Source organism: Leifsonia sp. TF02-11, from assembly GCF_017565305.1.
Taxonomy (GTDB): Bacteria; Actinomycetota; Actinomycetes; order Actinomycetales; family Microbacteriaceae; genus Leifsonia.
This window is the reverse complement of record NZ_JAGEKP010000007.1, coordinates 189,831-211,848: the sequence shown is the minus strand read 5'-3', so window position 1 is coordinate 211,848 and position 22,018 is coordinate 189,831. Positions and strand designations below refer to the sequence as shown.

Here is a 22,018-nt window from a genome sequence, read left to right as displayed (position 1 = left end):
AAAACACCAGCCGTGGGTTGAATTGCGATCGGGCGGCGCGGCATTGCCGCGTTTGGTGCGCTGCCGGGCGAAGCAGTCGCAATCCCGTTGCAGGTTCCCCGGATGCATGGTCCATCGGCTGTCGCCCTGGCAGATGCGTTTTTGGCCGGAAATGTGCCTGAGCCCCTGGCACCGTTCTGACCTGTCTCTAAGCGACGGCAGCAATTCTGCCCAGCAGCTCAACGCTGAGGGATGGACGGACGAACAGATCCAACAGACTGTCGATGCCAGCCCGAGCCTGTCACTGGTCACAATGCCCAAGCCGCCGTCGAGCAGCGGCGGCATCTGGCCTCGGGGGATCGAATTCGGAACCTACATCAAAGTGACGATGTCGCAAGCCACGGCCAAAGCGGCAAAATGGAAAGAGCGAGTGCTGCAACCGCATCCTCGCCGAAGAGTTCCTTTGCGGCCGCACCTGGCGTTCAGAGCAGGAACCCGCAGCCGCGCTAGCCCGACGGTTCTGAATGTTGATCCAGACGTTGATCGCCGACACGATCAGCGCGACGGCCGATACGACGATCGCGATAACGGCAAGAGCATCCCTCCGTACCCACGCGTCCGCCGCGAGTTCATGCACCAGCGTCGTCGAGGCGAGGCGGTCATGCCACGAACCTACCCACGCGCCCGGGAGGCCCAACGGAGCTGGTTCGACGAGCGACGACCACTCGAGTTCGAGCGCTGACCGCGGCTCAGCCGGGCAGCCTGAACCCGCAAGAGATCCATCTCGCGCAAGGTTCTAAGCGCGCTTCCCTCCATGATCCCACCCCAGACGATGAGGGCCATCGGGAGCAGGAGAAGCGTTCCCATACTGATGAGTGTGAACAGGATTGCTGGCACGACCTCGGCGTGACGCGGTAGAGCGAAGGCCAGCGCCAGCATCCCGATCAGCACAGAGAACAGAATTCCCCCAACCACGACCCCACTGTCAAAGATGCCCCGGCCGGTCGACGCACTCCTGCCCAAGGCTCTCTCAAGTGCGTTCAGCTCCTCGACCAGAATGAGGTCGGGCCGGTCAGAGCGGGCCACCAGCCACCTCCGGGCACGCCCGGGACTCCGCATTGCCCTGGCAAAATCCTCGTCCCCAAACGTGTTCTGCTGCACCCAGAGATCCTAGCGAGAGGAGAGCCCGTGCCCCCCGGGGTGATGAGCGAGCTCGACATCGCCGCGTGTGCCGTTCTCGGTCGGAGGGTGTTCAGCGGAACAGGTGCGCGTTGTCCTCGACCCAGGTGCTGAAAGAGCGTGACGGCTTCCCGGTGATGCGTTCGTACCCGGTCGAGATCGCCGGGGTCGCGCCGACGGCTTCACGCCAGTCCTTCACGACCTGCCGCACCCACACTTCGGGGACGTACTGCGAGAGCATCGCGGTGGACTCCGCCTCGATCTGCCCGATCACCGCCACGGGGCGGCCGATCACGGCACCGATCGTGTCGACCTGGTGCGTGAGCGTCAGTCGCTCCGGACCGGTCAGAGCCGGCGCCTGCCCGATCAGGGTGTCACCGCTGAGAGCGATCACGGCGGGTACTGATCGCCGACGCCGGACGGTCCCTGCCGGCGGCCCCCAAATCGCGTGTCATTCTCGACCGCGATGGCTCGTTCCGCAGGTTTCTCCGGAGCGATGTCCAATTCTCGGACAACATGCCCACGACATGTTCACCTGGACATGCCGGCGCTACTCCGCACCTGCTCGCCTAACGCTGCGTCCCGGCCGATGCCAAGGCGGGCGCGCCGCAACCGGATGGCCCCTTGATGAGGGCCATCCGGTTGTGGTGTTCTTCTGTCATGCGATGGATGTTTCGTGCCCTTCTCGTTGTGTCGGTCGTTGCTGCGGCGTTCGCGGTGTTCGCCGCCGTTGGCCTGGCGCAGACCAGCGGCGTCCGTTGCGGCGATGAGGTGATGACCCCGTCGGATAGGTGCGCACCCATGAAGACCACGTTCTCGGCCTACCAGGACCAGGGCCGCTCCTATGAGGAGATGGCGGTCGTCTCCGATGACCTCCACGCCACGCAAACGGGATGGTTAGTGGCGGGCAGTATTGTGTTCTTGCTCTCGGCAGCCGGCGCGGTCGTCGTCTGGCGACGAGACCGGGTTTCGAACGCACGCCGCAACTATCGGGTGCCGGTATCGCGTGGGTGATAGACGGAAGACGGCGCTCCTGAGCAGGGACACAGGAAGCGGGCCGGTCGTCCCATTCGGCCACTCAATCAGAGCCCGAAAACCTTTCCGACGAACCATTTGCCACGGAACGCACCCGAGAAGTTCGCGCTGCTGCGTACGAGCGTGGGCGGATATGTCGCCGCTCGAAGTCGCCAGACGTGCCCCCGAGGGCGTGCTGGAACTCGCGCTCGTGAGCGCCTCCGCACAAGCGGGCTCACCGGAAGTGCTCGCCGCCCAGCGACGTCAGTCTCAGGTCGTCGACGGCAGGGCTTCAGTAAAACGCGTAGACGCCGCTCTCTTTCGGCAATCGCCGCCGAAGCACAACGAGGCCGACTCCGAACTCGCCCGCGCGCCGCAGCCACGAGAACCCGGTTCACACTGACTGCTGCGCCAACACGAGGAGGTCGCCGACCTCGCAGTCCAACGCCCGACAGATCGCTACGAGCGTCGAGAAGCGGATGGCCTTTGCCCGGTCGTTCTTGAGAACGGACAGGTTCACGACGCTCACGCCGACCAGTTCCGAGAGCCGTACCACCGTCATCCCGCGCTCGGCGAGCAGTGCATCCAACCGGCAGTGGACGCCCGAGTCCTCGTCACCCATCAGACCAGGCCCTCGGTGTCGCGCCGCAGGCGGTCTCCCACCGTGAACGCCGTCGCGACGATCGCACTGGCGAAGCCAACCAGCAGCAGCGTCTGCACCGGGATGGACATCACGGGGTTGTCGAAGCCGCGATCGCTGATCCGCGCGATCGCTCCATTGGCGACCATCGTTTCGAACAGGGCGAGCGACGCCCACGCGATCACGCCACCGATGGACGCTGTGGCCACGAGGACCGTATTGGTGCGGCAGAAGATGCGTCCGCGCAGCACGTTCACCGCCAGCCAGGTCAGGCAGGCGATGATGGCGACGATGGTGAGCGCACCGAGCACCTCACGGAGGATGAGGGCGGCGAACGACGCGACGGGCAGCTCCGGTGCCGTCACGAAGGCGGTCGCCAACTCTACCTCCTTCATCGCCCCTCCCGGGCCGATCGGCACGAGCGCGACCGTGCCATCGAAAGCAGCGAGCACGCGGACGTCGCGATTGCCCACCGCGTCGAGGATGGCCGTCACCGCCTGTACGACCGACCAGCCGGCGAGGACGATGCCGGCCGCGATGAACGCGACGATAGACACTCGGTCGCCCGTCGACATCCTGGTCTGCTGGATAGTGCTCATACTTGGTTCTCCCCACTGGATAATATCGAATTTCGATAATATCGACTATCATTAAGATTGCATAACCCGAAAGAGAACACAACCCGCAGAGGCCACGGCGAACCGTCGCTGACCCAGCGTCGACGGGGGCCGCTTCTCAGCGAGCCCTTCCGAACGATCTGTTACCGCTGCGTTACTGCACCTTCGAAGGGCGACATGAGAAAACCCCCGGATCCCGTGTAAACACGGGGATCGCGGGGGTTTTACGATGGCGGTACCGGTGGGATTTGAACCCACGGTGGGCTTTCACCCACACAACTTTTCGAGAGTTGCACCTTCGGCCGCTCGGACACGGTACCGCCGACGAGTTTACTGGAAGCGCGGCGCGGTCGCCAATCGAGGGGGTCGTGCTCGCGGGTGATCCGCAGCTGCCGCCCCGAACCGCGAGGTACGCTGCCGGGATGGGGTTCCTGAGACCGGCGGTGTGGGTGAGCGGCGCCGTCGCTGTCGTCACTGCAAGCTCGCTGGTCGTGCGGTCGGCGTGGGCTCAGCACAACGTCCGGCTCGCGGCCGGGCGTGAGCGCATCAATCAGACTCTTCCCGTCCATTCGGCGTGGTGGCGGGAGCACGCGCAGACCGAGGGAGAGATCCTCTACGTCGCGATCGGAGACAGTGCCGCGCAGGGCATCGGCGCGTCCGCGCCGCGGAACAGCTACGTCGGCATCATCGCCGACCACGTCCGCTCCGCGACCGGGCGCAGCGTGCGCGTCGTCAACCTGTCGGTGTCCGGGGCGACCGTCGCGCTGGCGGTCGCCGACCAGCTTCCGCGGTTCGCCGGGTACGAGCCCGATCTGGTCACCGTGTCGATCGGCGCGAACGACATCGCCGACTTCGACGCCGAACGGTTCAGGGAAGGCATCCGCCGGGTTCTGGAGGCCGTCCCCTCCGACGCCATCGTTGCGGACCTTCCGTACTTCTACTTCCCGAAGAACGAACGGAAGGTCGCTGTCGCCAACCGCATCCTCCGTGAGGAGGCTGAGGCGCGCGGGCTCACGGTGGTGCCCCTGCACGAGGCGATGCGCCGTGAAGGGATCCGCAGGGCGATCACCCAGTTCGCCGAGGACTGGTTTCACCCCAACGACCACGGCTACCGGGTGTGGGCTTCCGCCTTCCTGCCTGCCGTCCTCGAGCGCGCGACAGCCAAGTTCCCGCGGCGAGCAGCGGTCGACGCCTGAGCGCTGCGACTCACGGCGCCGTGGCGGGCGCGAGGTGCGAAAGCACCCGGCCCCAGGCCTGGGCGATCACCAGGTGGCCGACACCGGGAACCATCTCCAGCTGCGCGCCGGGGATGGCCTTCTGGTACCACGCGGCGTGCGCCTGGCCGGCGAGCGGATCGGCCTGGCCGCCGATGATCAACGTCTCGGCCTTCACGTCCGCCGGATCGAAACCCCACGGCCGCGCGGTGTAACTGAGCACATCGCCTGCCACGCCCGCCGAACCTTGGCGGAACGCGTCGATCAGCATCCTGCCGAGCCTGTCGTGGAGGCCGCGCCGCTCCAACGCGCCGGCGTCGGCCGGCCCGGCGCCGAGCAGGTCGAGCGGGACCGCGCCCTCGCCGTCAGCGGCGCGAACCGCATCCGCCTGGCCCTGCATCATCTCTGACAAGCGACTCAACGCGACATCCGGAGGCTGCTGGCCGAGCTCGTCGGAGAGCTTCTGGAGCTCAGGCGGGATCCAGGGCACCTGGTCATTGGGTGCTGGCGTCGCGACCACGGCGACCCGATCGACCAGGTCGGGATAGCGCGCGGCGAACGCGAGCGCCACGCGCCCGCCCGCGGACCAGCCGGCGATCCCGACGGTCGCGGGCCGAACCACGCCGATCGGCGCCTCGAACCGCTTCAGGTCGCGCAGGTACTCGGCGACGTCGTCCGCGGCGCGCGCGATGCTGGGCCACGTCCCGAACGGCCACGGGTCGCTGGAGCCGTAGCCGGGCCGGTCGAGCGCGACGATATGGACGTCATGATCGGCCGACGCGTCGGGATCGGGGTCGAACACGGACGACCCGGGCGCGGGATGACAGAACACCACCACCCGCGAAGCACTCGGATCGCCCAGGGTGGTCACGCCGACGCGCCGGCCGGAACGGAGAGCGAAGGTCAGGTTGGCCATGCCGCCATTGTGCTCCGGAGCACCGACGCGCAGAACCCCGGATGCTCGCACGGCGCCCCGCGCGTGGGCAACGGAGGAGAACCGCACCGACACTCCGGGACAGCGCAGCCAACGGAGGAGTCCGCCGGCGTGGCGGGCCGTGATCTCCTCCGCTAGCGACATCCCAACCCACCGACCCAGCCGACGAGTCAGCAGCCAACGGAGGAGGACCCCACCGACACCCCGGGACAGCGCAGCCAACGGAGGAGTCCGCCGGCGTGGCGGGCCGTGATCTCCTCCGCTAGCAACACCTAAACCCGCCGATCCAGTAGCCAACGGAGGAGAACCGCGCCGACACTCTGGGACAGCGCAGCCAACGGAGGAGAACCGCGCCGTGGCGAGCGGTGATCTCCTCCGCTAGCGACACCCCTCAGAACGCCGCGTCGAGCTCCCGCTCGCGCTGGGTGGCCGCCGACGAGAAGGCGACGCGGAGGGCCTCGCGGATGGTGGCGCTGCGGTCGTCGATGCGGGTGGCGAAGCCGAGGCGGGTGGCCTCGGTGGCGCGCTGCTTGCCGCTGGTGACCGGACGGATCTCGCCCGCGAGGCTGATCTCGCCGAAGGCCGCGAGCGTGTGCGGGATGGCGCGGTCGGTGGCCGCGGAGGCCACCGCGAGGGCGATGGCGAGGTCGGCGCTGGGCTCGGCGAGCCGCACGCCGCCGACGGTCGAGACGTAGACGTCTTTGTCGCCGAGGCGGATGCCGGCGCGGCGCTCCAGCACGGCGAGCAGCATCGCGACGCGAGACGAGTCGACGCCGTTGGTCACGCGGCGCGGGTTGGGCGCCGTGGTCGCGACGACCAGCGCCTGGACCTCCACCGGCAGAGGCCGCCTGCCCTCCATCGCCACCGTGACGCAGGTTCCGGAAACCGGCGTGGTCGTGCGGCTGAGGAAGAGTCCGCTGGGGTCGGGGACCTCGGCGATGCCGTCGCCGGCCATCTCGAAGCAGCCCACCTCGTCGGTCGGCCCGAACCTGTTCTTCAGCGCCCGCACGAACCGCAGCGCCGTCTGCCGGTCGCCCTCGAACTGGCACACGACGTCGACGAGGTGCTCGAGCAGCCGCGGGCCCGCGATCGAGCCGTCTTTGGTCACGTGTCCGACGATCAGCACGGGGAGGTCGCGCTCCTTGGCCACCCGGATGAGCGTGCTCGCCACCTCGCGGACCTGGCTCGGGCCTCCCGCGATGCCCTCGGCCGAGCCGCTCGAGACCGTCTGCACCGAGTCGACGATCACCAGCGACGGCCGCACGGCGTCGATCTGCCCGACGATGGTCGCCAGGTCGGTCTCGGAGGCGAGGAACAGCTGATCGTGGAGGGCGCCCGTGCGCTCGGCACGCATGCGAACCTGGCTCACCGACTCCTCCGCGCTCACATAGAGCACCGGCCGCCCTTCGCGCGCCGCCCGGGAGGCGACCTCCAGCAGCAGGGTCGACTTGCCGACACCCGGCTCGCCGCTCAGCAGGATGGCCGCGCCGGGAACGATGCCGCCGCCGAGCACGCGGTCGAACTCGCCGATGCCGCTCGGCCGCCGCTGCGTCGACTCGACGCCGATCTCGGTGATCGCCCTGGCTGCCCTGTCGGCACCGACCGTCACGGGCGTCAGCGTGCGCAGAACGCCCGTGCGCGCCGCCGCCTCGGCCACCGTGCCCCATTCCTGGCACTCGCCGCAGCGCCCGACCCACTTGACGGTCGTCCAGCCGCACTCGGTGCAGCGGTACGTCACAGCGGCTTTAGCCACGGCACCTCCTCGGTCGGGCCGGACGACCCGGCGCGTTCCACACTACGGGCGGCCACCGTCACTCCGCGCCACGGGCGTGGAACCCGTGGACACGTCCCGCACGACCCGAGCGGTGGAGGAGGACGTCACTGCAGGATGAACTGCTTGGTCGTCGCCGAGGTGATGCCGGCGACCGACACCTGCAGATGGTACGACGCGCCGCCCGCCGGCACCTGCTGACGCTGCGCCTGGCAGGTGGCCGGGTCGGACCGCGTGCGATCCCAGGTGATCGGGGCCTGCGACGAGATCGTCTTGCCGGGCTGCAGCAGCACCTGCGCGTCGACCTTGGAGGCCTGGCAGTCCGTCGACTTCCAGTAGACCTCCGAGCCGCTGGTGATCGTGAACACCTGCTGCGACGTGCCCGCGTCGATGACGCACGCCGCCGACCCCGTGTTGGTCAGCGCGACCGACAGCTGAGGGAGTTGGCCCGCCGCGTACTGGGCGGCGTCGGTGACGGCCTCCACCTTGACGTCGGCCGGCTTGCACTCCTGGCCGCTCGCCGTTGCACTGGAGGTCGGGATACTGGTCGCCGCCGCCGGCTTCGGCGTCGACGTGTTCGTGCTGACGGGGGCCTTGGCCGGTTCACCGCTCGACGAGCCGGGCCGGACGACGATGAGCACGATCACGACGATGACGGCGACGAGGCCGATCAGGACGATGAGCCTGCGGCGCCAGTAGACGCTGCTCGGCTGGGGGCCGACAGGGTGCTTGAACGTCGACATGCCCGAAGGTTAGCGCCGACCTGCGACACGCCGATGAAGGCGCGCTCAGAGGCGCTTCAACATGCGCGTGTTTCCCAGGGTGTTGGGCTTCACGCGGGCGAGGTCGAGGAACTCGGCGACGCCCTCGTCTGTCGACCGGACGAGCTCGGCGTACAGGACGGGGTCGACCGTCTCGGTCCCCATGTCCTCGAAGCCGTTGCGTTCGAAGAACGCCACCTCGAACGTCAGGCAGAACAGCCGGCTGAGGCCCAGCTCGCGCGCATCGCCCTCCAGCCGCTCGAGCAGGGCACGGCCGACACCGCGACCGAGCCACGGGTCGGCGACCGCGAGCGTGCGCACCTCGGCGAGGTCGCTCCACATCACGTGGAGGGCGCCGCAGCCGATCAGCTCGCCGTCGGCGGTCTCCGCGACCCGGAACTCCTGCACCGATTCGTAGAAGGTGACGGCCTCCTTGCCGAGCAGGATGCGTCGCTGGACGAGCGGCTCCACGAGCTTCTGGATGCCGGGCACGTCACTCGTACGCGCCCTCCGAACCACATACGCACTGCCCTCAGAACTCACCCCACAACCCTACCGACCCCGCCCGGCCATCCGTTCCTCACTTCCTCCCGCAACACGCCGGGCTCAGCCGGGAAAAACTGAGGAAGCGACGGCGGGCCAGCCCGCCGGGGACGACGAAGGGCCGGCCCCGCGTGAGCGGAGGCCGGCCCTGGGACGCGGAGGCGTCAGTCGTTCGCGGCGAGGTCAGGGGTGACGGCGCCGGTGCCGATCGCGGCGGTGGCGTTCACGCCGGCGGTCACCGACTCCTGGCGGGCCGTCGTGGTGAACACGAACTCGCCGTTCTGGTAGTCGACGTGCACGTGGTCGCCCGCGTTCAGCTCGCCGTGGAGGATCTTCTCGCTGAGCCGGTCCTCGATCTCGTGCTGCACCGCGCGGCGCAGCGGCCGCGCGCCGAGCGTCGGGTCGAAGCCGACCTCGATCAGGCGCTCCTTGGCCGGGACCTCCAGCTCGATCGTCATGTCGCGGTCGAGCAAGCGGTCGGAGAGGCGCTTGATGAACAGGTCGACGATCTGCAGCAGCTCCGCCTTGTTGAGCTGCGGGAACACGATGATCTCGTCGACACGGTTGAGGAACTCCGGCTTGAAGTTCTTCTTGAGCTCCTCGTAGACCTTGCCGCGCATCCGGTCGTAGCCCGTGGTCGGGTCGCCCTCGATCTGGAAGCCGACGGGGCCGCCGGAGATGTCCTTCGTGCCGAGGTTCGTGGTCATGATGATCACGGTGTTCTTGAAGTCGACGACGCGGCCCTGGCCATCCGTCAGACGTCCCTCCTCCAGGATCTGGAGCAGCGAGTTGAAGATGTCGGGGTGCGCCTTCTCGATCTCGTCGAACAGCACGACGCTGAACGGCTTGCGGCGGACCTTCTCGGTGAGCTGGCCGCCCTCCTCGAAGCCGACGAACCCGGGAGGGGCGCCGAACAGTCGCGAGACTGTGTGCTTCTCGCCGTACTCCGACATGTCGAGCGAGATCATCGCCGACTCGTCGTCGAACAGGAACTCGGCGAGCGCCTTGGCCAGCTCGGTCTTACCGACACCCGTGGGGCCGGCGAAGATGAACGAGCCGGAGGGACGCTTCGGGTCCTTCAGGCCGGCACGCGTGCGGCGGATCGTCCTCGAGAGGGCCGCGATGGCCTCCTCCTGGCCGATGACGCGCTGGTGCAGCGCCTTCTCCATGTAGACCAGGCGGGCCGACTCCTCTTCGGTGAGCTTGAACACCGGGATGCCGGTGGCCTGCGCCAGCACCTCTGCGATCAGGCCCTCGTCGACCTCGGCCGTCGTCTTGACGTCACCCGAGCGCCACTGCTTCTCGAGGCGCAGCCGCTCGCCGAGGAGGTTCTTCTCCTCATCCCGGAGCGAAGCGGCCTTCTCGAAGTCCTGGTCCTCGATCGCGGCCTCCTTCTGGGAGCGCACGGCGGCGATCTTGTCGTCGAACTCGCGCAGCTCCGGCGGAGCCGACAGGATCGACAGGCGCAGGCGGGCGCCGGCCTCGTCGATCAGGTCGATCGCCTTGTCGGGGAGGAAGCGGTCCTGGATGTAGCGGTCGGCCAGGTTGGCCGCCGCGACGATCGCGCCGTCGGTGATGGACACCTTGTGGTGCGCCTCGTAGCGGTCGCGCAGACCCTTCAGGATGTTGATGGCGTGGGGCAGCGACGGCTCGGCCACCTGGATGGGCTGGAACCGGCGCTCGAGCGCCGCATCCTTCTCGAAGTGCTTGCGGTACTCATCGAGCGTGGTCGCGCCGATGGTCTGCAGCTCGCCGCGGGCCAGCAGCGGCTTGAGGATGCTGGCGGCGTCGATCGCGCCCTCGGCCGCACCCGCTCCGACGAGTGTGTGGATCTCGTCGATGAAGGTGATGATGTCGCCGCGGGTGCGGATCTCCTTGGTGACCTTCTTGAGGCGCTCCTCGAAGTCTCCGCGGTAGCGGGAGCCGGCGATCAGGGAGCCGAGGTCGAGCGTGTAGAGCTGCTTGTCCTTCAGCGTCTCCGGCACGTCTCCGCGCACGATCGCCTGGGCGAGGCCCTCGACGACGGCGGTCTTGCCGACGCCGGGCTCGCCGATCAGCACGGGGTTGTTCTTGGAGCGGCGCGACAGGATCTGCATGACGCGCTCGATCTCCTTCTCGCGCCCGATCACCGGGTCGAGCTTGTTGTCGCGAGCGGCCTGCGTGAGGTTGCGGCCGAACTGGTCGAGGATCTGGCTACCGGCCTGCGCGGTCGTCTGATCGTTGCCTCCGACCTGGACCTGCTCCTTGCCCTGGTAGCCGGAGAGGAGCTGGATGACCTGCTGGCGCACGCGGTTGAGGTCGGCGCCCAGCTTGACGAGCACCTGGGCGGCGACGCCCTCGCCCTCGCGGATCAGGCCGAGGAGGATGTGCTCGGTGCCGATGTAGTTGTGGCCGAGCTGGAGGGCCTCGCGCAGGCTGAGCTCGAGGACCTTCTTGGCTCGCGGCGTGAAGGGGATGTGGCCGGTCGGCTGCTGCTGGCCCTGGCCGATGATGTCCTGGACCTGCTCGCGGACCGCGTCCAGCGAGATCCCGAGCGACTCCAGCGCCTTGGCGGCAACGCCCTCACCCTCGTGGATCAGGCCGAGCAGGATGTGCTCCGTCCCGATGTAGTTGTGGTTGAGCATCTTGGCCTCTTCTTGGGCCAGGACGACGACGCGTCGAGCGCGGTCGGTGAATCTCTCGAACATCTCTACTCCTCTCGACGCCGTTGCAGGGTCGGCATCGATACATCGAGAGTAACCGCGGGCCCCCGGGCTGCGGGGGGTTGTTCGCTGGAGGCTGACGTGTACGTCGCCGGTTCGCCCGGCCTCCCGGTCAACCGCGCAGGGCCGGGATGGTGAGGGTGGTGTCCGGCAGCTTGACGGTCACGTCGGAGCTCGTGGTGACCTCGCTCGGCGTGGCGAAGACGGTGGTGTGGGGCACGAGATCGTGCGTGCAGACGCCTCCGGAGGCGGGCGAGAGCGTGGCCTCCAGCTGATTGGAGGCGATCACCTTCACCGACTGCACGGTCGGCGGGCACGTGGAGCTGCCGTAGAGCACGATCCCGAACTGCTTGCCGCTCTGCATCCAGGTCGCCCAGGACGCGCCTCCCGCGCTGCTCGCGGGGGCGTCGACGCCCTTCGGTTCACCCGCGTAATCGCTGACGGGCTTGACCTGTGCACTCGAGCAGCCCGCGAGCAGCAGCACGGCGGCGGCGACGGCGACGAGGGAGGTCAGGGGACGCGCTGCTCGGTTCACGCGCTCATTCTAGGTGCGGGGACCTGGGGGATTCCGGGCACTCGCAGCGGCGTTCGCAGTGGGTCTCGTGCAGCCTAGGATGCCGCTATGAGCAACCTCGAACGCGACCCGGTGGAGGTCCTGGTCGGTGACGACGCGGTCGTCGACGGCGCCAGGGTGGAGATCCTCGAGCCGAGGGCGGTGCCGCTCGGCGGGCCTCGCGCGATGACCGTGCGGCGAACCCTCCCCCAGCGCCGACGCTCACTGATCGGCGGCTGGTGCTTCATCGACCACTACGGCCCGGACGACGTGTCCGAGACGGGTGGGATGCAGGTTCCGCCGCACCCGCACACCGGTCTGCAGACGGTGAGCTGGCTGTTCGAGGGCGAGATCGATCACCGCGACAGCGTGGGCAGTCACGCCCTGGTGCGGCCGGGCCAGCTCAACCTGATGACCGCGGGACGCGGGATCAGCCACTCGGAGGTCTCGACGCCCGACACGCGTCGCCTGCACGGTGTGCAGCTGTGGGTGGCGCTGCCGAGCGCGTCTCGGGACGTGGAGCCGTTCTTCGAGCACCACGTCCCGTCGGCCTCCGCGCTCGGGGAAGCCGGCGTGCGGACGTTCGTCGGCACGCTCGCGGGCAGCGGAACGGCGGCGACCGTCTTCTCGCCGCTTCTCGGCGCCGAGCTGCTCGTGCCGGCGGGGGCGCGCGTGACGGTCCCGCTGGACCCATCGTTCGAGCACGGAGTGCTCGTCGACGCGGGCGACGTGACGGTCGACGGTTCGCCGGTGCCGCTCGCGCACCTCGCCTACCTGTGCCCCGGTCGCGACGCGGTGGAGGTGGTGGTCGGCCCGGATGGTGCGGCGCGCCTCCTCCTACTCGGCGGCGAGCCGCTGGGCGAAGAGATCGTGATGTGGTGGAACTTCATCGGCCGCAGCCACGAGGACGTGGTCGCGGCCCGCGCCGAGTGGCAGCGCGACGTGATCGACGGCGAGGACCCGGACGGCCGGTTCGGCACCGTGCGCGGCTTCGACGGCGGTGCCCTCCCGGCTCCGGAGCTCCCGACGGTGCGGCTCAAGCCGCGCGGCTAGCGCGCCGACTCCTCCACAGCCTGAGGTATCGCCCGGTTCTGCACAGATTGTGGTGCGGTGTCGGCCTGAGTCGCATCCGCACGCCAGAATGAGAGCGTGCATGCAAACAGGGTAGATCCGCATGCAGATTCACGCTACGATCGAACCATGGGAGTCACAGTGCAAGTCAGAGATCTCGACCCGGCGGTCGACGCCCGCCTGAAGGGCGCCGCGACCGCCAAGGGCCTGTCGTATTCGGAGTACCTCCGCAGAGAACTCACCCGCATCGCAGAACGATTGCGCCTGGAGGAGCGCTGGGCGGAGGTCGTCGCGCTCGACGCGGCCGCGACGCAGGCGGCGGCGGACTCGCGTCGCGGGCCGTTTCCGGATCTCGAGATCGCGTCGGACGACATCGTGGCCATCGTCCGCAAAGGCAGGAGCGAGAGGTGATCGCCGCCGTGATCGACTGCAGTGCGGTGGCCGACCTTCTGACGTCAGCCGGGTCGGCCGGGGTCCGCGAACACGACGAGCTCGGCGACTGCCTGCTGGCGGCGCCGCACCTCATCGATCCGGAGTTCGTCAGCGTCGTCCGGCGGCTCGGGCGCAGCCGACCGGAGCAGCTGGAATGGGTCCAGCAGCTCCTTGACGAATTCGCGTCCGTGCCGATCACGCGATTCGAGCACGGGCCCCTGCGCCGCCTGGCATGGGACTGGCGCCACGAGCTCTCCGCGTACGACGCGATGTACGTCGCACTGGCGCACGAGCTGCGCGTGCCCCTCGTCACGAGCGACGCGAGACTCGCCGCTGCGGCCGGGCGATGGTGCGAGGCTCGCCTCTTGAGCGAGCTCGCGCCGTCGGCGGCCGAGGGATCCCTGCCGATGCCCTCCGCGCCTCCCGCCGGGCCGAGGTGAGGCGCTACTGCAGCGCCGAGGTGAGGCGGGCGAGGTTGTCCAGCACGGTCGAGCGCAGCGGCTGCTTCATCCACTCCTCGAGGGTGAGTTCGCGGCTGTCGCGGCGGTAGCCGTCCTCCACCTCGCGCATCTCCTCCACGAAGGAGCGGCCGCGCACCATCAGCGACACCTCCATGTTGAGCAGGAACGAGCGCATGTCCATGTTGCTCGACCCGATCACGGCGACGTCGTCGTCGATGGTGAAGTGCTTGGCGTGGAGGATGTACGGCGCCTTGTACATCCAGATGCGCACGCCGGCCCGCAGCAGCGCCTCGTAGTAGGAGCGCTGCGCGTGGTACACGAGCGCCTGGTCGCCGATCTCGGAGACGAACAGCTCGACCGCGATGCCGCGCTGCGTCGCAGTGGTGATGGCGGTGAGCATCGCCTCGTCCGGGACGAAGTACGGCGACGTGATGACGATGCGCTCTTGCGCGTAGTAAAGCAACGCGAGGAACAGCCGGAGGTTGTTCTCACCCGCGAATCCCGGCCCTGACGGCACGACCTGGGCGTCCAGCTCGTCCGGGTCTTCCGCGTTCCGCAGGTCCTCCTCGGTGATCGGCTCGGTCTCGCGGCGGAGCAGCTCGTCGGTCTCGCTGTACCAGTCGGTGATGAAGATGGCGTTCAGACCGGCGACGATCGGGCCTTCGAGCCGCACGATCAGCTCTTTCCATTTGAGCCCGCGCTTGATGTTCGACTTCTTGTTGTAGCTGCGGTCGATCACGTTCTGCGACCCCATGAACCCCACCCGGCCGTCCACGATCAGCAGCTTGCGGTGGTTGCGCAGGTCTGGCCGCTGGTATCGGCCTTTGAAGGGTTGCACCGGAAGCATCAGGTGCCAGGTGGCTCCCATCGCGGTGAGCCGCTCGATGGTGGCCTTGTAGTCCGGGGTGCGCAGCGACGCGATGTGGTCGAGCAGCACGCGCACGACGACGCCGCGCTTCACCGCGGCCTCCATCGCCTCGAAGAACGGCGCCGTCGTCTTGTCGAGCGTGAGGATGTAGAACTCGACGTGCACGTAGCGCTTCGCCTCGTCGATCGCGGCCGTCATCGCCGCGAGCGACTCCTCGTAGTGCCCGTTGAGCCGTGCACGGTTGCCGCCGACGAGCGGCATGGCGCCCAGGTTGCGGTTGAGCTCGACCACCGACTCCAGCCACGGCGGCCACGGGTGGTCGCGCCGCACCCGCTCGATGCCCTCGGTGCTGTCGATGATGAAGCGGTTGATCTCGTCCTGCTTCTCGCGCCGCTTCTTGGGGAGCTTGTAGCTGCCGATCAACAGGAAGAACAGCACTCCGATGTACGGGATGAGGAAGATCGCGAGCAACCAGGCCGTCGCCGACGTCGGCTTGCGGTTGCGCGGGACGACGATGATCGCGATGACACGGATGACGAAGTCGAGCAGCAGCAGGAGCACCACGATCGCCGTGGTGAGAAACCCTGCGTCCATCCAGGCCCCCTCCGGCGTCACGCGTCGAGGGAAAACGCCCTCTGCCCTACCGTAGCGGCCGTCAGCCCTTCGGGGCGAGACCGCGGCGGGCGCGCTCTTCGGCCTCCATGCGGGAGTAGACCTTGCGCTCGGTGCGGTCGGCACGCACGATCGCGCGCATGATCATCCAGAACAGCAGGCCCACGAGCACGGTCGGGGCCAGCGACCAGACGATTCCACCGATGATGTCTCCCATAGCGGGATAATGGTACCTCCCGTACATGTGAATGCCGATCCTCCCGAAAGCAGCGCCACGCCTCCCTTCCTCGTCTTCCTGACCACCTGGTCGTTCGATCCGGCGGCCGCGATCGTGCTGGTCGCCGCTGCCGTGCTGTACCTCGGCGGGGTTCGGTCGTTGCGGCGGCGCGGCCACTACTGGCCGGCTCGCCTGACCGCGATGTACTTCCTGCTCGGCCTCGGGTCGTACGCGTTCATCTCGTTCGGCTTCCTGGGTGCCGAGAGTCACGAGCTGCGCTGGGCGTTCACCACCCGGATCGCGCTGTTGCTCTTCGTCGTGCCGGCGCTGGTGAGCCTCGGGAGGCCGATCGCCCTCGCGCGCGCCGCGCTCGGGGCGGCCGGGCAGGGGCGCACCGACCGCTTCCTGCAGTCGCGCCCGGTGCGTTTGTTCGGCAACGCGATCTTCGCGACCGTGTTCGCGTGCGTCGCCTTCCTGATCTTCCTGACGCCGGTCGCCGCCGTGCTGCGCGACAACCCGTGGTCGGAGTGGACGATCTCGGTGCTGGTGCCGTTGGCCGGCCTGCTCATGGTGCTGCCGATCGCGGCGCACTCCGTGCTGCACACCAGCTTCTTCATCACGGTGGAGTTCCTGCTCGCGTTCGTCGCGATGATCCTCGACGCGATCCCCGGACTCCTGCTGCGGCTGAACGACGCCGTCCTGGACCACGCGCCGGCGGTCGTCGGCGCGGTGCCCTCCTGGTTCCCGAGCGCCCTACACGACCAACATCTGTCCGGCGACTTCCTGTGGTTCATCGCGGAGGTCGCCGACGTGCCCGTGCTGGTGCTGCTGTTCGTGCGCTGGATGCGGCTCGACCGCCGCGAGGGCAAGAAGCTCGACGAGCTGAGCGACGAGGAGATGGAGGCGCTCACGCAGGCGCATCTGCGCCAGCACGGCTGAGCGCGCACTCCCTCCCCATCGCTCGAAGGGCACGCCGTTGTCGCTTTCGAGCGCGAAAAGCGACAACAACGTGCCCTTCGGGCTCACTTCACCAGCGGGAAGAGGATGGTCTCGCGGATGCCGAGGCCTGTGAGGGCCATCAGCAGGCGGTCGATGCCCATGCCCATGCCGCCCGTCGGCGGCATGCCGAACTCGAGGGCGCGCAGGAACTCCTCGTCGAGGCGCATCGCCTCGTCGTCGCCCGCGGCGGCCAGGCGGGCCTGCTCCACGAAGCGCTCGCGCTGCACGACGGGGTCGACCAGCTCGGAGTAGCCCGTCGCCAGCTCGAAGCCGCGGGTGTAGAGGTCCCACTTCTCGACCACGCCGTCGCGCGAGCGGTGCGCGCGCACCAGCGGGCTCGTGTCGACGGGGAAGTCCATCACGAAGGTCGGGCGCACCAGGCCCGACTTCACGTGGTGCTCCCACAGCTCCTCGACGTACTTGCCCGGCAGCGGGTGCGGCACCTCGATCTCCGCGTCGGCGGCGAGCTCGCGCAGGCGCGAGATCGGGGTCTCCGGGGTGATCTCCTCGCCGATGGCCTCCGAGAGGCTGTCGTACATGCGGATGCGGTCCCACTGACCGCCCAGGTCGTACTCGGTGCCGTCGGCCCAGGTGACGACGTGCGAACCGGAGATCGCGACCGCCGCGTCCTGGATGAGCTGCTGCGTCAGGTCGGCGATCGAGTTGTAGTCGCCGTACGCCTGGTAGGCCTCCAGCATCGCGAACTCGGGCGAGTGCGTGGAGTCCGCGCCCTCGTTGCGGAAGTTGCGGTTGATCTCGAACACCCGGTCGATACCGCCGACGACGGCGCGCTTCAGGTAGAGCTCCGGCGCGATCCGCAGGTACAGCTCGGTGTCGAACGCGTTGGAGTGCGTGACGAACGGGCGGGCGGAGGCGCCGCCGTGCATCACCTGCAGCATCGGCGTCTCGACCTCCACGAAGCCCTGTGCGGCGAAGGTGCTGCGGAGGCTCGCGACGGCGGCGGCGCGGTCGAGAACGTTGCGGCGTGCCTGCTCGCGGGCGATCAGGTCGAGGTAGCGGGAGCGCACGCGCGTCTCCTCGCTGAGCTCGTTGTGGAGGTTCGGCAGCGGCAGGATGGCCTTCGACGCGATCTCCCAGCCGCGGACCATGATCGACAGCTCACCGCGGCGGCTCGAGATCACCTCGCCGGAGACGAAGACGTGGTCGCCGAGGTCGACGAGCTCCTTCCAGCGCGCGAGCGACTCCTCCCCCACCTCGGCGAGCGACAGCATCGCCTGGATGCGGGAGCCGTCGCCGGACTGCAGCACGGCGAAGCACAGCTTGCCGGTGTTCCGCTGGTGCACGACGCGACCCGCGACGCCGACGGTCTCGCCGGAGGTCTGGTCGGCCTCCAGATGGCCCCACGCGGCGCGCACCTCGGGGATGGTCGTCGTCACCGGCACCTGCACAGGGTAGGCGCCGCCTCCCGCGTCGCCGGCCTCGGCGATCAGGCGCTCGCGCTTGGCCAGGCGCACGGCCTTCTGCTCGGAGATCTCGTCGGCGGTGAGGTCACCGTCTTCGGGACGGTCGGTGGGCGGCGCTTCGGTCATCGTGTCTTTCCGTTCCGGCGGTTCGGTGCTGGCGGTCTCGTGGTGGTGGGTGGTGCTGGCGGCTCTGGTGGTACTGGCCGCGGTTCGCGCTGGCCGCGCTTCGTGCCATGGAGGTCGTGCGGTGTGGTTCGAAACGCTTCGCTCAGCCCAGCGTGATCTTGGCGTTGTCGATCAGGCGGGTGGAGCCCACCCGCGCGGCGATCAGCAGCAGAGCCGGGCCCTGCAGCCCGGCACCCGCCTCCAGGAACGTGTCCTGATCGACGATCGCGAGATAGTCCAGTTTAACGACCGGCTCGGCCTCCACGCGCGCGGTCGCTGCGGCGAGCGCGGCCGTCACTCCCCCTGCGGCCGCCTCTGCGCCCGCGGCGAGCGCCTGCGACAGCGCGAGCGCCGCACGCCGCTGGTCGTCGTCCAGGAAGCGGTTGCGGCTGGAGAGCGCGAGCCCGTCGTCGTCGCGCACGGTGTCGACCACGGCGATGGTGACGGGGAGGTCGAGGTCGTCGACCATCCGGCCGACCAGGTGCACCTGCTGGGCGTCCTTCTGGCCGAACACCGCGACGTCCGGTTGGACGATGTTGAGCAGCTTGGCGACGACCGTCAACATCCCGTCGAAGTGCCCCGGCCGAGACGCCCCCTCGAAGGTGCGGCCGACATCGCCGGCGGTGACCCGGGTGGAGGTCGGCCCCTGCGGGTACATCTCGGCGGCGGTCGGCGCGAACACCAGGTCGGCGAGGCCGTCGAGCGCCGCCACGTCGGCGTCGAGCGTGCGCGGGTAGCGGTCGAGGTCCTCCCCCGGTCCGAACTGCAGCGGGTTCACGAAGATCGAGACGACCACCAGACCGCCGAGGTCGCGCGCGCGGCTCACCAGCCGCAAGTGCCCGCGGTGCAGCGCGCCCATCGTGGGCACGAGGACCACGCGGCCGACCGGCGCGTCGGCCGGGCCGTCGAGGGCGGCCTCCCTCCGGGCCTTCGCGACGCGCTCGCGCAGTTCGGCGATGGTGGTCACGACGTCCGGCATGGCGGGTCTCCTCGAGGTGGTGCGGTGTGTTGCGGTGATGCGGGTGCGCGCGGCCGCCGGGGTGAACTCCCGCGGCTCGACCTCCGCTACGGGAGGCCGCATCCAGGCTACTCGCCGCGCAGGTACCAGCCGCGCCCGTCGTCCTCGGCCGGCCCGCCGCCGGGGCGGGTGCCGCCGAGCTCGTCGAGCAGGCCGACGTCGAGAGAGCTCGGCGCACCGGCGCGGGTGAGGGCGTTGTCGACGGCCGAGCGCAGCAGCGAGCTGAGGAACGAGCCGGGATTCTCCACGCCGATCCCCGCGAGGATGCCGGTGGACTGCTCCACGATCGAGCGCGAGAATGCCGTGGCGGTCGCGATCGCCTCCGCGTACGCCGGCCGGTCCTGCTCGGCGATCACGACCGGTTCGCCGCCCATCTCGACCACGAGGGCCTGCGCGATCGGCAGCACGGGGGTGGGGGCGGTAACGGCGAACCAGCTCTCGCCCAGTCGGGCGAGGTCGAGGCTCGTGCCGGTGAACTCCAGCGCGGGGTGCACGGCGAGCGGGATGGCGCCGGCCTCGGCGGCCGGACGCAGCACACCGACCCCGTGACCGGGTGCGGTGTGGAGGACGAGCTGGCCGGGCTGCCAGGTCCCGGTCGCGGCGAGTCCCGCCACGAGCTCGGGGAGCTCGCTGTCGGGCACGGCGAGGATCACGAGCTCGCTGCGCTCGACGAGGGTCGGCACGTCCAGGATCGGCGCCTGCGGCAGCATGGCCTGCGCGCGCTCCCGGCTCTCGGCCGACACCGCCGAGATGCCGACGACCGCGTGTCCGGCGCCGGCCAGCGCGGCACCGAGCACCGGCCCGACCCTCCCCGCCCCGACGATGCCGAGGCCCAGCCGGCCCGACCGTGCTGCGGCGTTCATGCGTCCTCCCCTGGCGTGGTGCGGGGTGTGTCGTCGGCGGTCGCGGGCACGGGAGGCGGCGGGGTGGTCGGAGCATGCTGCTGCCTGGCGGGGGCAGGCTGTGTGCCGGGTGCAGGTCGTGCTGCGGGTCCACGTTGCGCACCGGATCCAGGCTGCACTGCGGGTCCACGCTGCGCACCGGGTGCAGACTGCACACCGGGCGCAGGCTGCACTACAGATCCTGGCTGCACCGCGACCGCGGGCTGCACCCCGACCCCGGCGACCATCCCCTGTTCCCCCCAGCGGTGGCTGCGGTCGCCGGCCGCGGCCTCCACCGCACGCGCGGCGACAGTCTCGAACAGCTCGACGCCGCTGGCGGAGTCCATCGCCCCGAGCCGCGGGTGCACCGGCCCCGACACGGTGTGGAACCGGGTCTCCGCCAGCCCCAGCAGCCGGTCGATGGGTCCCTGCTGCAGCTCCAGGCTCTGCAGCCGGGCCAGCGGAACGATCGCCAGGCTGCGCCACACGAAGCCGCGGCGCAGCAGCACGACGCCGTCCAGCAGTCGGAAGCCCGTGCGCTGCCACGACAGCGGCCTCAGCCACACCGCGCGACGCGGGCTGCCCGTGAACGCGTCCCGGCCGCGGGAGGTCATCCCCTGGAGGATCGCGTCGCTGTGCTCGGCCGTGAACGTCGGCAGCACGAGCGCCAGCACCCGCGCCACGTCGGCCTGGTCGCCGACCGGCAGCATGGTCGTGTTGGGTTGACCGGCCGCGCCCTTCTCACGCGAATGGCCTGCCGTGTCGATCCGGATCTGCCACCAGCCGAACGGGCGCCACAGCAGCGGCTGCTGCACCTCCACGGCGTGCACGCGGCCGGGTGGGAGGGTCTCGTTGCTCGTGCTCAGCAGGCCGAAACCGACGCGCACGCCGTCAGGGGTGCCGGCGATCGAATAGCGCAGCGACTTCGTGAAGCGGTTGATGTAGAAGCTCGCGGAACCGATCAGGCCGGGCAGCACGACGATGAGCAGCCACGGCGCCCCTCCTGCCGATCCAATCACCAGCAGCACGATCACGACGACCACGAAGATCGAGAAGCCGCTCAGCACCAGGGATCCGGCGAGACGCAGCGGCGGGATCTTGACCACGGACTCGGGCGGCGCCGTGTTCGGGTCGAGCTCAGGGGCGAGGAAGTCGTTCACCCGGCGGCCGACGAAGTCGCTCACCTGTGCGCCACGGGAGGCCGCGGGGGCCTGACCGGGGTCGGTGGACCCCGCTGTCACGCCCGGCCCGCCCGCGGTCTGCGCGGCCTCCACGGCCCGCACGCCGGACGCGAGTCGCAGCACGTCCGACCGGAGCCCATCGGCCAGCACGGACCCGAGGTAGGCGAGCTGCACGTTCGCGTCGTGTCCGGCCACCGTGATGTCGAGCTTCGCCGCGCCGAAGATGCGGGCCAGCACGGGTCGCACGATGTTGATGCCCTGGATGCGGTCGAGGCGCGCCTTGCGCTGCGTGCGGAACAGGATCCCGCTGCGCACCTCCACGGCGTCGTCGGTGATCCGGAAGCTGTGCATCCGCCACGACACGTAGAACGCCGCGAGACAGCCGAGCAGCACGACGGCGACCCCGAGCAGCGCCCAGCCCTCCCAGCCGTGGTTGTAGATCGCGTCGATCGGGTCGCCGCCGACATCGGGCGCGCCCACGAAGAAGCTCACGAGCCGCTCGCGCAGGTTGGACAGCACGAAGCCGAGCACAGCGATGAAGACGATGCCGCCGCGCAGCAGGGGCGTCGCCGGGTGGAGGCGGTGCCACTCGCCGTCGGTGAGGTGCTCGGCGGCGCGCTCGGCAGCGGTGAGTGGGCCGCCGGGGAGGAGGGCGGCCGGCTGCGACCCGTCGGGGAGGGCAGCGGCCGGCTGCGACCCGTCGGGGAGGGCAGCGGCCGGCTGTGACCCGCCCGACTGCGGCGGCGTATCGCTCGGAACCGAGCCACCCACCGGCGGCTCTT

At 69.5% G+C, this 22,018-nt stretch carries 22 protein-coding genes and 1 tRNA gene; 6 read left to right on the top strand and 17 right to left on the bottom strand.

The window, feature by feature from the left end; translation table 11 throughout:
- Nucleotides 1-651 precede the first annotated feature (651 nt).
- A complete protein-coding gene (locus JNB50_RS11280) occupies nt 652-1,140 on the bottom strand; it encodes a hypothetical protein (RefSeq protein WP_208040229.1) in 489 nt (162 codons plus the stop codon).
- Nucleotides 1,141-1,231: 91 nt separating this feature from the next.
- Nucleotides 1,232-1,552 carry a hypothetical protein gene (locus tag JNB50_RS11275; protein ID WP_208040228.1) on the bottom strand — a complete coding sequence of 107 codons (321 nt, stop codon included), beginning with the start codon at nt 1,550-1,552 and terminating at the stop codon, nt 1,232-1,234.
- A 407-nt stretch (nt 1,553-1,959) separates the two neighbouring features.
- Between JNB50_RS11275 and JNB50_RS11270 the strand changes: the two genes are divergently transcribed.
- Nucleotides 1,960-2,172, top strand: a complete 213-nt coding sequence (locus JNB50_RS11270) for a hypothetical protein (protein WP_208040227.1) — start codon at nt 1,960-1,962, stop codon at nt 2,170-2,172.
- Nucleotides 2,173-2,566: 394 nt separating this feature from the next.
- Here the strand turns inward: JNB50_RS11270 and JNB50_RS11265 are convergent, their stop codons facing one another.
- The 3 genes from JNB50_RS11265 to JNB50_RS11255 form a co-directional block, all read right to left on the bottom strand.
- Nucleotides 2,567-2,794 carry a helix-turn-helix transcriptional regulator gene (locus tag JNB50_RS11265; protein WP_208040226.1) on the bottom strand — a complete coding sequence of 76 codons (228 nt, stop codon included), beginning with the start codon at nt 2,792-2,794 and terminating at the stop codon, nt 2,567-2,569.
- A complete protein-coding gene (locus tag JNB50_RS11260; protein WP_208040225.1) occupies nt 2,794-3,411 on the bottom strand; it encodes a hypothetical protein in 618 nt (205 codons plus the stop codon). Before JNB50_RS11260 ends, JNB50_RS11265 begins: the two co-directional genes overlap by 1 nt.
- 248 nt (nt 3,412-3,659) lie before the next feature.
- Nucleotides 3,660-3,749, bottom strand: a tRNA-Ser gene (locus tag JNB50_RS11255).
- Between the two features lie 102 nt (nt 3,750-3,851).
- On the opposite strand from JNB50_RS11255, the gene JNB50_RS11250 reads away from it, so the two are divergent.
- On the top strand, nt 3,852-4,625 hold the full coding sequence (locus JNB50_RS11250) for an SGNH/GDSL hydrolase family protein (RefSeq protein WP_208040224.1): 774 nt from the start codon (nt 3,852-3,854) through the stop codon (nt 4,623-4,625).
- Nucleotides 4,626-4,635: 10 nt separating this feature from the next.
- Here the strand turns inward: JNB50_RS11250 and JNB50_RS11245 are convergent, their stop codons facing one another.
- From JNB50_RS11245 to JNB50_RS11220, 6 genes are all read right to left on the bottom strand, one after another.
- On the bottom strand, nt 4,636-5,559 hold the full coding sequence (locus JNB50_RS11245) for an alpha/beta fold hydrolase (protein WP_208040223.1): 924 nt from the start codon (nt 5,557-5,559) through the stop codon (nt 4,636-4,638).
- Between the two features lie 409 nt (nt 5,560-5,968).
- Nucleotides 5,969-7,330, bottom strand: coding sequence for a DNA repair protein RadA (gene radA / locus JNB50_RS11240; RefSeq protein WP_208040222.1), 1,362 nt, complete (start codon nt 7,328-7,330; stop codon nt 5,969-5,971).
- Between the two features lie 125 nt (nt 7,331-7,455).
- Nucleotides 7,456-8,091 (bottom strand): hypothetical protein, encoded by a 636-nt coding sequence (locus tag JNB50_RS11235; RefSeq protein ID WP_208040221.1) that lies wholly within the window; start codon nt 8,089-8,091, stop codon nt 7,456-7,458.
- 45 nt (nt 8,092-8,136) lie between these two features.
- Nucleotides 8,137-8,652, bottom strand: a complete 516-nt coding sequence (locus JNB50_RS11230) for an amino-acid N-acetyltransferase (protein ID WP_208040220.1) — start codon at nt 8,650-8,652, stop codon at nt 8,137-8,139.
- A 164-nt stretch (nt 8,653-8,816) separates the two neighbouring features.
- Entirely contained in the window at nt 8,817-11,339 is a 2,523-nt protein-coding gene (locus JNB50_RS11225) for an ATP-dependent Clp protease ATP-binding subunit (RefSeq protein ID WP_208040219.1), read from the bottom strand.
- Nucleotides 11,340-11,466: 127 nt separating this feature from the next.
- Entirely contained in the window at nt 11,467-11,889 is a 423-nt protein-coding gene (locus JNB50_RS11220; protein ID WP_307794695.1) for a hypothetical protein, read from the bottom strand.
- An 87-nt stretch (nt 11,890-11,976) separates the two neighbouring features.
- On the opposite strand from JNB50_RS11220, the gene JNB50_RS11215 reads away from it, so the two are divergent.
- The 3 genes from JNB50_RS11215 (at nt 11,977) to JNB50_RS11205 (ending at nt 13,850) form a co-directional block, all read left to right on the top strand.
- Nucleotides 11,977-12,960: a pirin family protein gene (locus JNB50_RS11215; protein WP_208040218.1), complete on the top strand. Its 984-nt coding sequence runs from the start codon at nt 11,977-11,979 to the stop codon at nt 12,958-12,960.
- Between the two features lie 147 nt (nt 12,961-13,107).
- Entirely contained in the window at nt 13,108-13,389 is a 282-nt protein-coding gene (locus tag JNB50_RS11210; RefSeq protein WP_208040217.1) for a hypothetical protein, read from the top strand.
- Complete coding sequence (locus JNB50_RS11205; protein WP_208040216.1) at nt 13,386-13,850, top strand: type II toxin-antitoxin system VapC family toxin; 465 nt, start codon at nt 13,386-13,388, stop codon at nt 13,848-13,850. The genes JNB50_RS11210 and JNB50_RS11205 overlap by 4 nt, the downstream gene beginning before the upstream one ends.
- A gap of 4 nt (nt 13,851-13,854) precedes the next feature.
- Here the strand turns inward: JNB50_RS11205 and cls are convergent, their stop codons facing one another.
- Entirely contained in the window at nt 13,855-15,333 is a 1,479-nt protein-coding gene (gene cls / locus JNB50_RS11200) for a cardiolipin synthase (protein WP_208040215.1), read from the bottom strand.
- Between the two features lie 61 nt (nt 15,334-15,394).
- Nucleotides 15,395-15,568, bottom strand: a complete 174-nt coding sequence (locus JNB50_RS11195; protein WP_208040214.1) for a hypothetical protein — start codon at nt 15,566-15,568, stop codon at nt 15,395-15,397.
- Nucleotides 15,569-15,595: 27 nt separating this feature from the next.
- Between JNB50_RS11195 and JNB50_RS11190 the strand changes: the two genes are divergently transcribed.
- Entirely contained in the window at nt 15,596-16,507 is a 912-nt protein-coding gene (locus JNB50_RS11190; RefSeq protein WP_307794694.1) for a cytochrome c oxidase assembly protein, read from the top strand.
- 83 nt (nt 16,508-16,590) lie between these two features.
- Here JNB50_RS11190 and lysS read toward each other — a convergent pair whose 3' ends face one another.
- The 4 genes from lysS to JNB50_RS11170 all read right to left on the bottom strand — a co-directional run bounded on the left by lysS (nt 16,591) and on the right by JNB50_RS11170 (nt 22,007).
- Nucleotides 16,591-18,117: a lysine--tRNA ligase gene (lysS, locus tag JNB50_RS11185; RefSeq protein ID WP_208040212.1), complete on the bottom strand. Its 1,527-nt coding sequence runs from the start codon at nt 18,115-18,117 to the stop codon at nt 16,591-16,593.
- Nucleotides 18,118-18,259: 142 nt separating this feature from the next.
- A complete protein-coding gene (gene panC / locus JNB50_RS11180) occupies nt 18,260-19,135 on the bottom strand; it encodes a pantoate--beta-alanine ligase (RefSeq protein WP_208040211.1) in 876 nt (291 codons plus the stop codon).
- Nucleotides 19,136-19,242: 107 nt separating this feature from the next.
- Nucleotides 19,243-20,037: a Rossmann-like and DUF2520 domain-containing protein gene (locus JNB50_RS11175; protein ID WP_208040210.1), complete on the bottom strand. Its 795-nt coding sequence runs from the start codon at nt 20,035-20,037 to the stop codon at nt 19,243-19,245.
- Nucleotides 20,034-22,007 carry a PH domain-containing protein gene (locus tag JNB50_RS11170; protein WP_307794693.1) on the bottom strand — a complete coding sequence of 658 codons (1,974 nt, stop codon included), beginning with the start codon at nt 22,005-22,007 and terminating at the stop codon, nt 20,034-20,036. Before JNB50_RS11170 ends, JNB50_RS11175 begins: the two co-directional genes overlap by 4 nt.
- Nucleotides 22,008-22,018 lie beyond the last annotated feature (11 nt).

What these genes read in the sequence shown, in the direction of transcription:
- JNB50_RS11270 (WP_208040227.1), top strand. Translation starts at nt 1,960, where the DNA reads ATGAAGACCACGTTCTCGGCCTACCAGGACCAGGGCCGCTCCTATGAG.
- JNB50_RS11265 (WP_208040226.1), bottom strand. Translation starts at nt 2,794, where the DNA reads ATGGGTGACGAGGACTCGGGCGTCCACTGCCGGTTGGATGCACTGCTC.
- JNB50_RS11260 (WP_208040225.1), bottom strand. Translation starts at nt 3,411, where the DNA reads ATGAGCACTATCCAGCAGACCAGGATGTCGACGGGCGACCGAGTGTCT.
- JNB50_RS11250 (WP_208040224.1), top strand. Translation starts at nt 3,852, where the DNA reads ATGGGGTTCCTGAGACCGGCGGTGTGGGTGAGCGGCGCCGTCGCTGTC.
- JNB50_RS11245 (WP_208040223.1), bottom strand. Translation starts at nt 5,559, where the DNA reads ATGGCCAACCTGACCTTCGCTCTCCGTTCCGGCCGGCGCGTCGGCGTG.
- JNB50_RS11235 (WP_208040221.1), bottom strand. Translation starts at nt 8,091, where the DNA reads ATGTCGACGTTCAAGCACCCTGTCGGCCCCCAGCCGAGCAGCGTCTAC.
- JNB50_RS11225 (WP_208040219.1), bottom strand. Translation starts at nt 11,339, where the DNA reads ATGTTCGAGAGATTCACCGACCGCGCTCGACGCGTCGTCGTCCTGGCC.
- JNB50_RS11215 (WP_208040218.1), top strand. Translation starts at nt 11,977, where the DNA reads ATGAGCAACCTCGAACGCGACCCGGTGGAGGTCCTGGTCGGTGACGAC.
- JNB50_RS11210 (WP_208040217.1), top strand. Translation starts at nt 13,108, where the DNA reads ATGGGAGTCACAGTGCAAGTCAGAGATCTCGACCCGGCGGTCGACGCC.
- cls (WP_208040215.1), bottom strand. Translation starts at nt 15,333, where the DNA reads ATGGACGCAGGGTTTCTCACCACGGCGATCGTGGTGCTCCTGCTGCTG.
- JNB50_RS11195 (WP_208040214.1), bottom strand. Translation starts at nt 15,568, where the DNA reads ATGGGAGACATCATCGGTGGAATCGTCTGGTCGCTGGCCCCGACCGTG.
- lysS (WP_208040212.1), bottom strand. Translation starts at nt 18,117, where the DNA reads ATGACCGAAGCGCCGCCCACCGACCGTCCCGAAGACGGTGACCTCACC.
- panC (WP_208040211.1), bottom strand. Translation starts at nt 19,135, where the DNA reads ATGCCGGACGTCGTGACCACCATCGCCGAACTGCGCGAGCGCGTCGCG.
- JNB50_RS11175 (WP_208040210.1), bottom strand. Translation starts at nt 20,037, where the DNA reads ATGAACGCCGCAGCACGGTCGGGCCGGCTGGGCCTCGGCATCGTCGGG.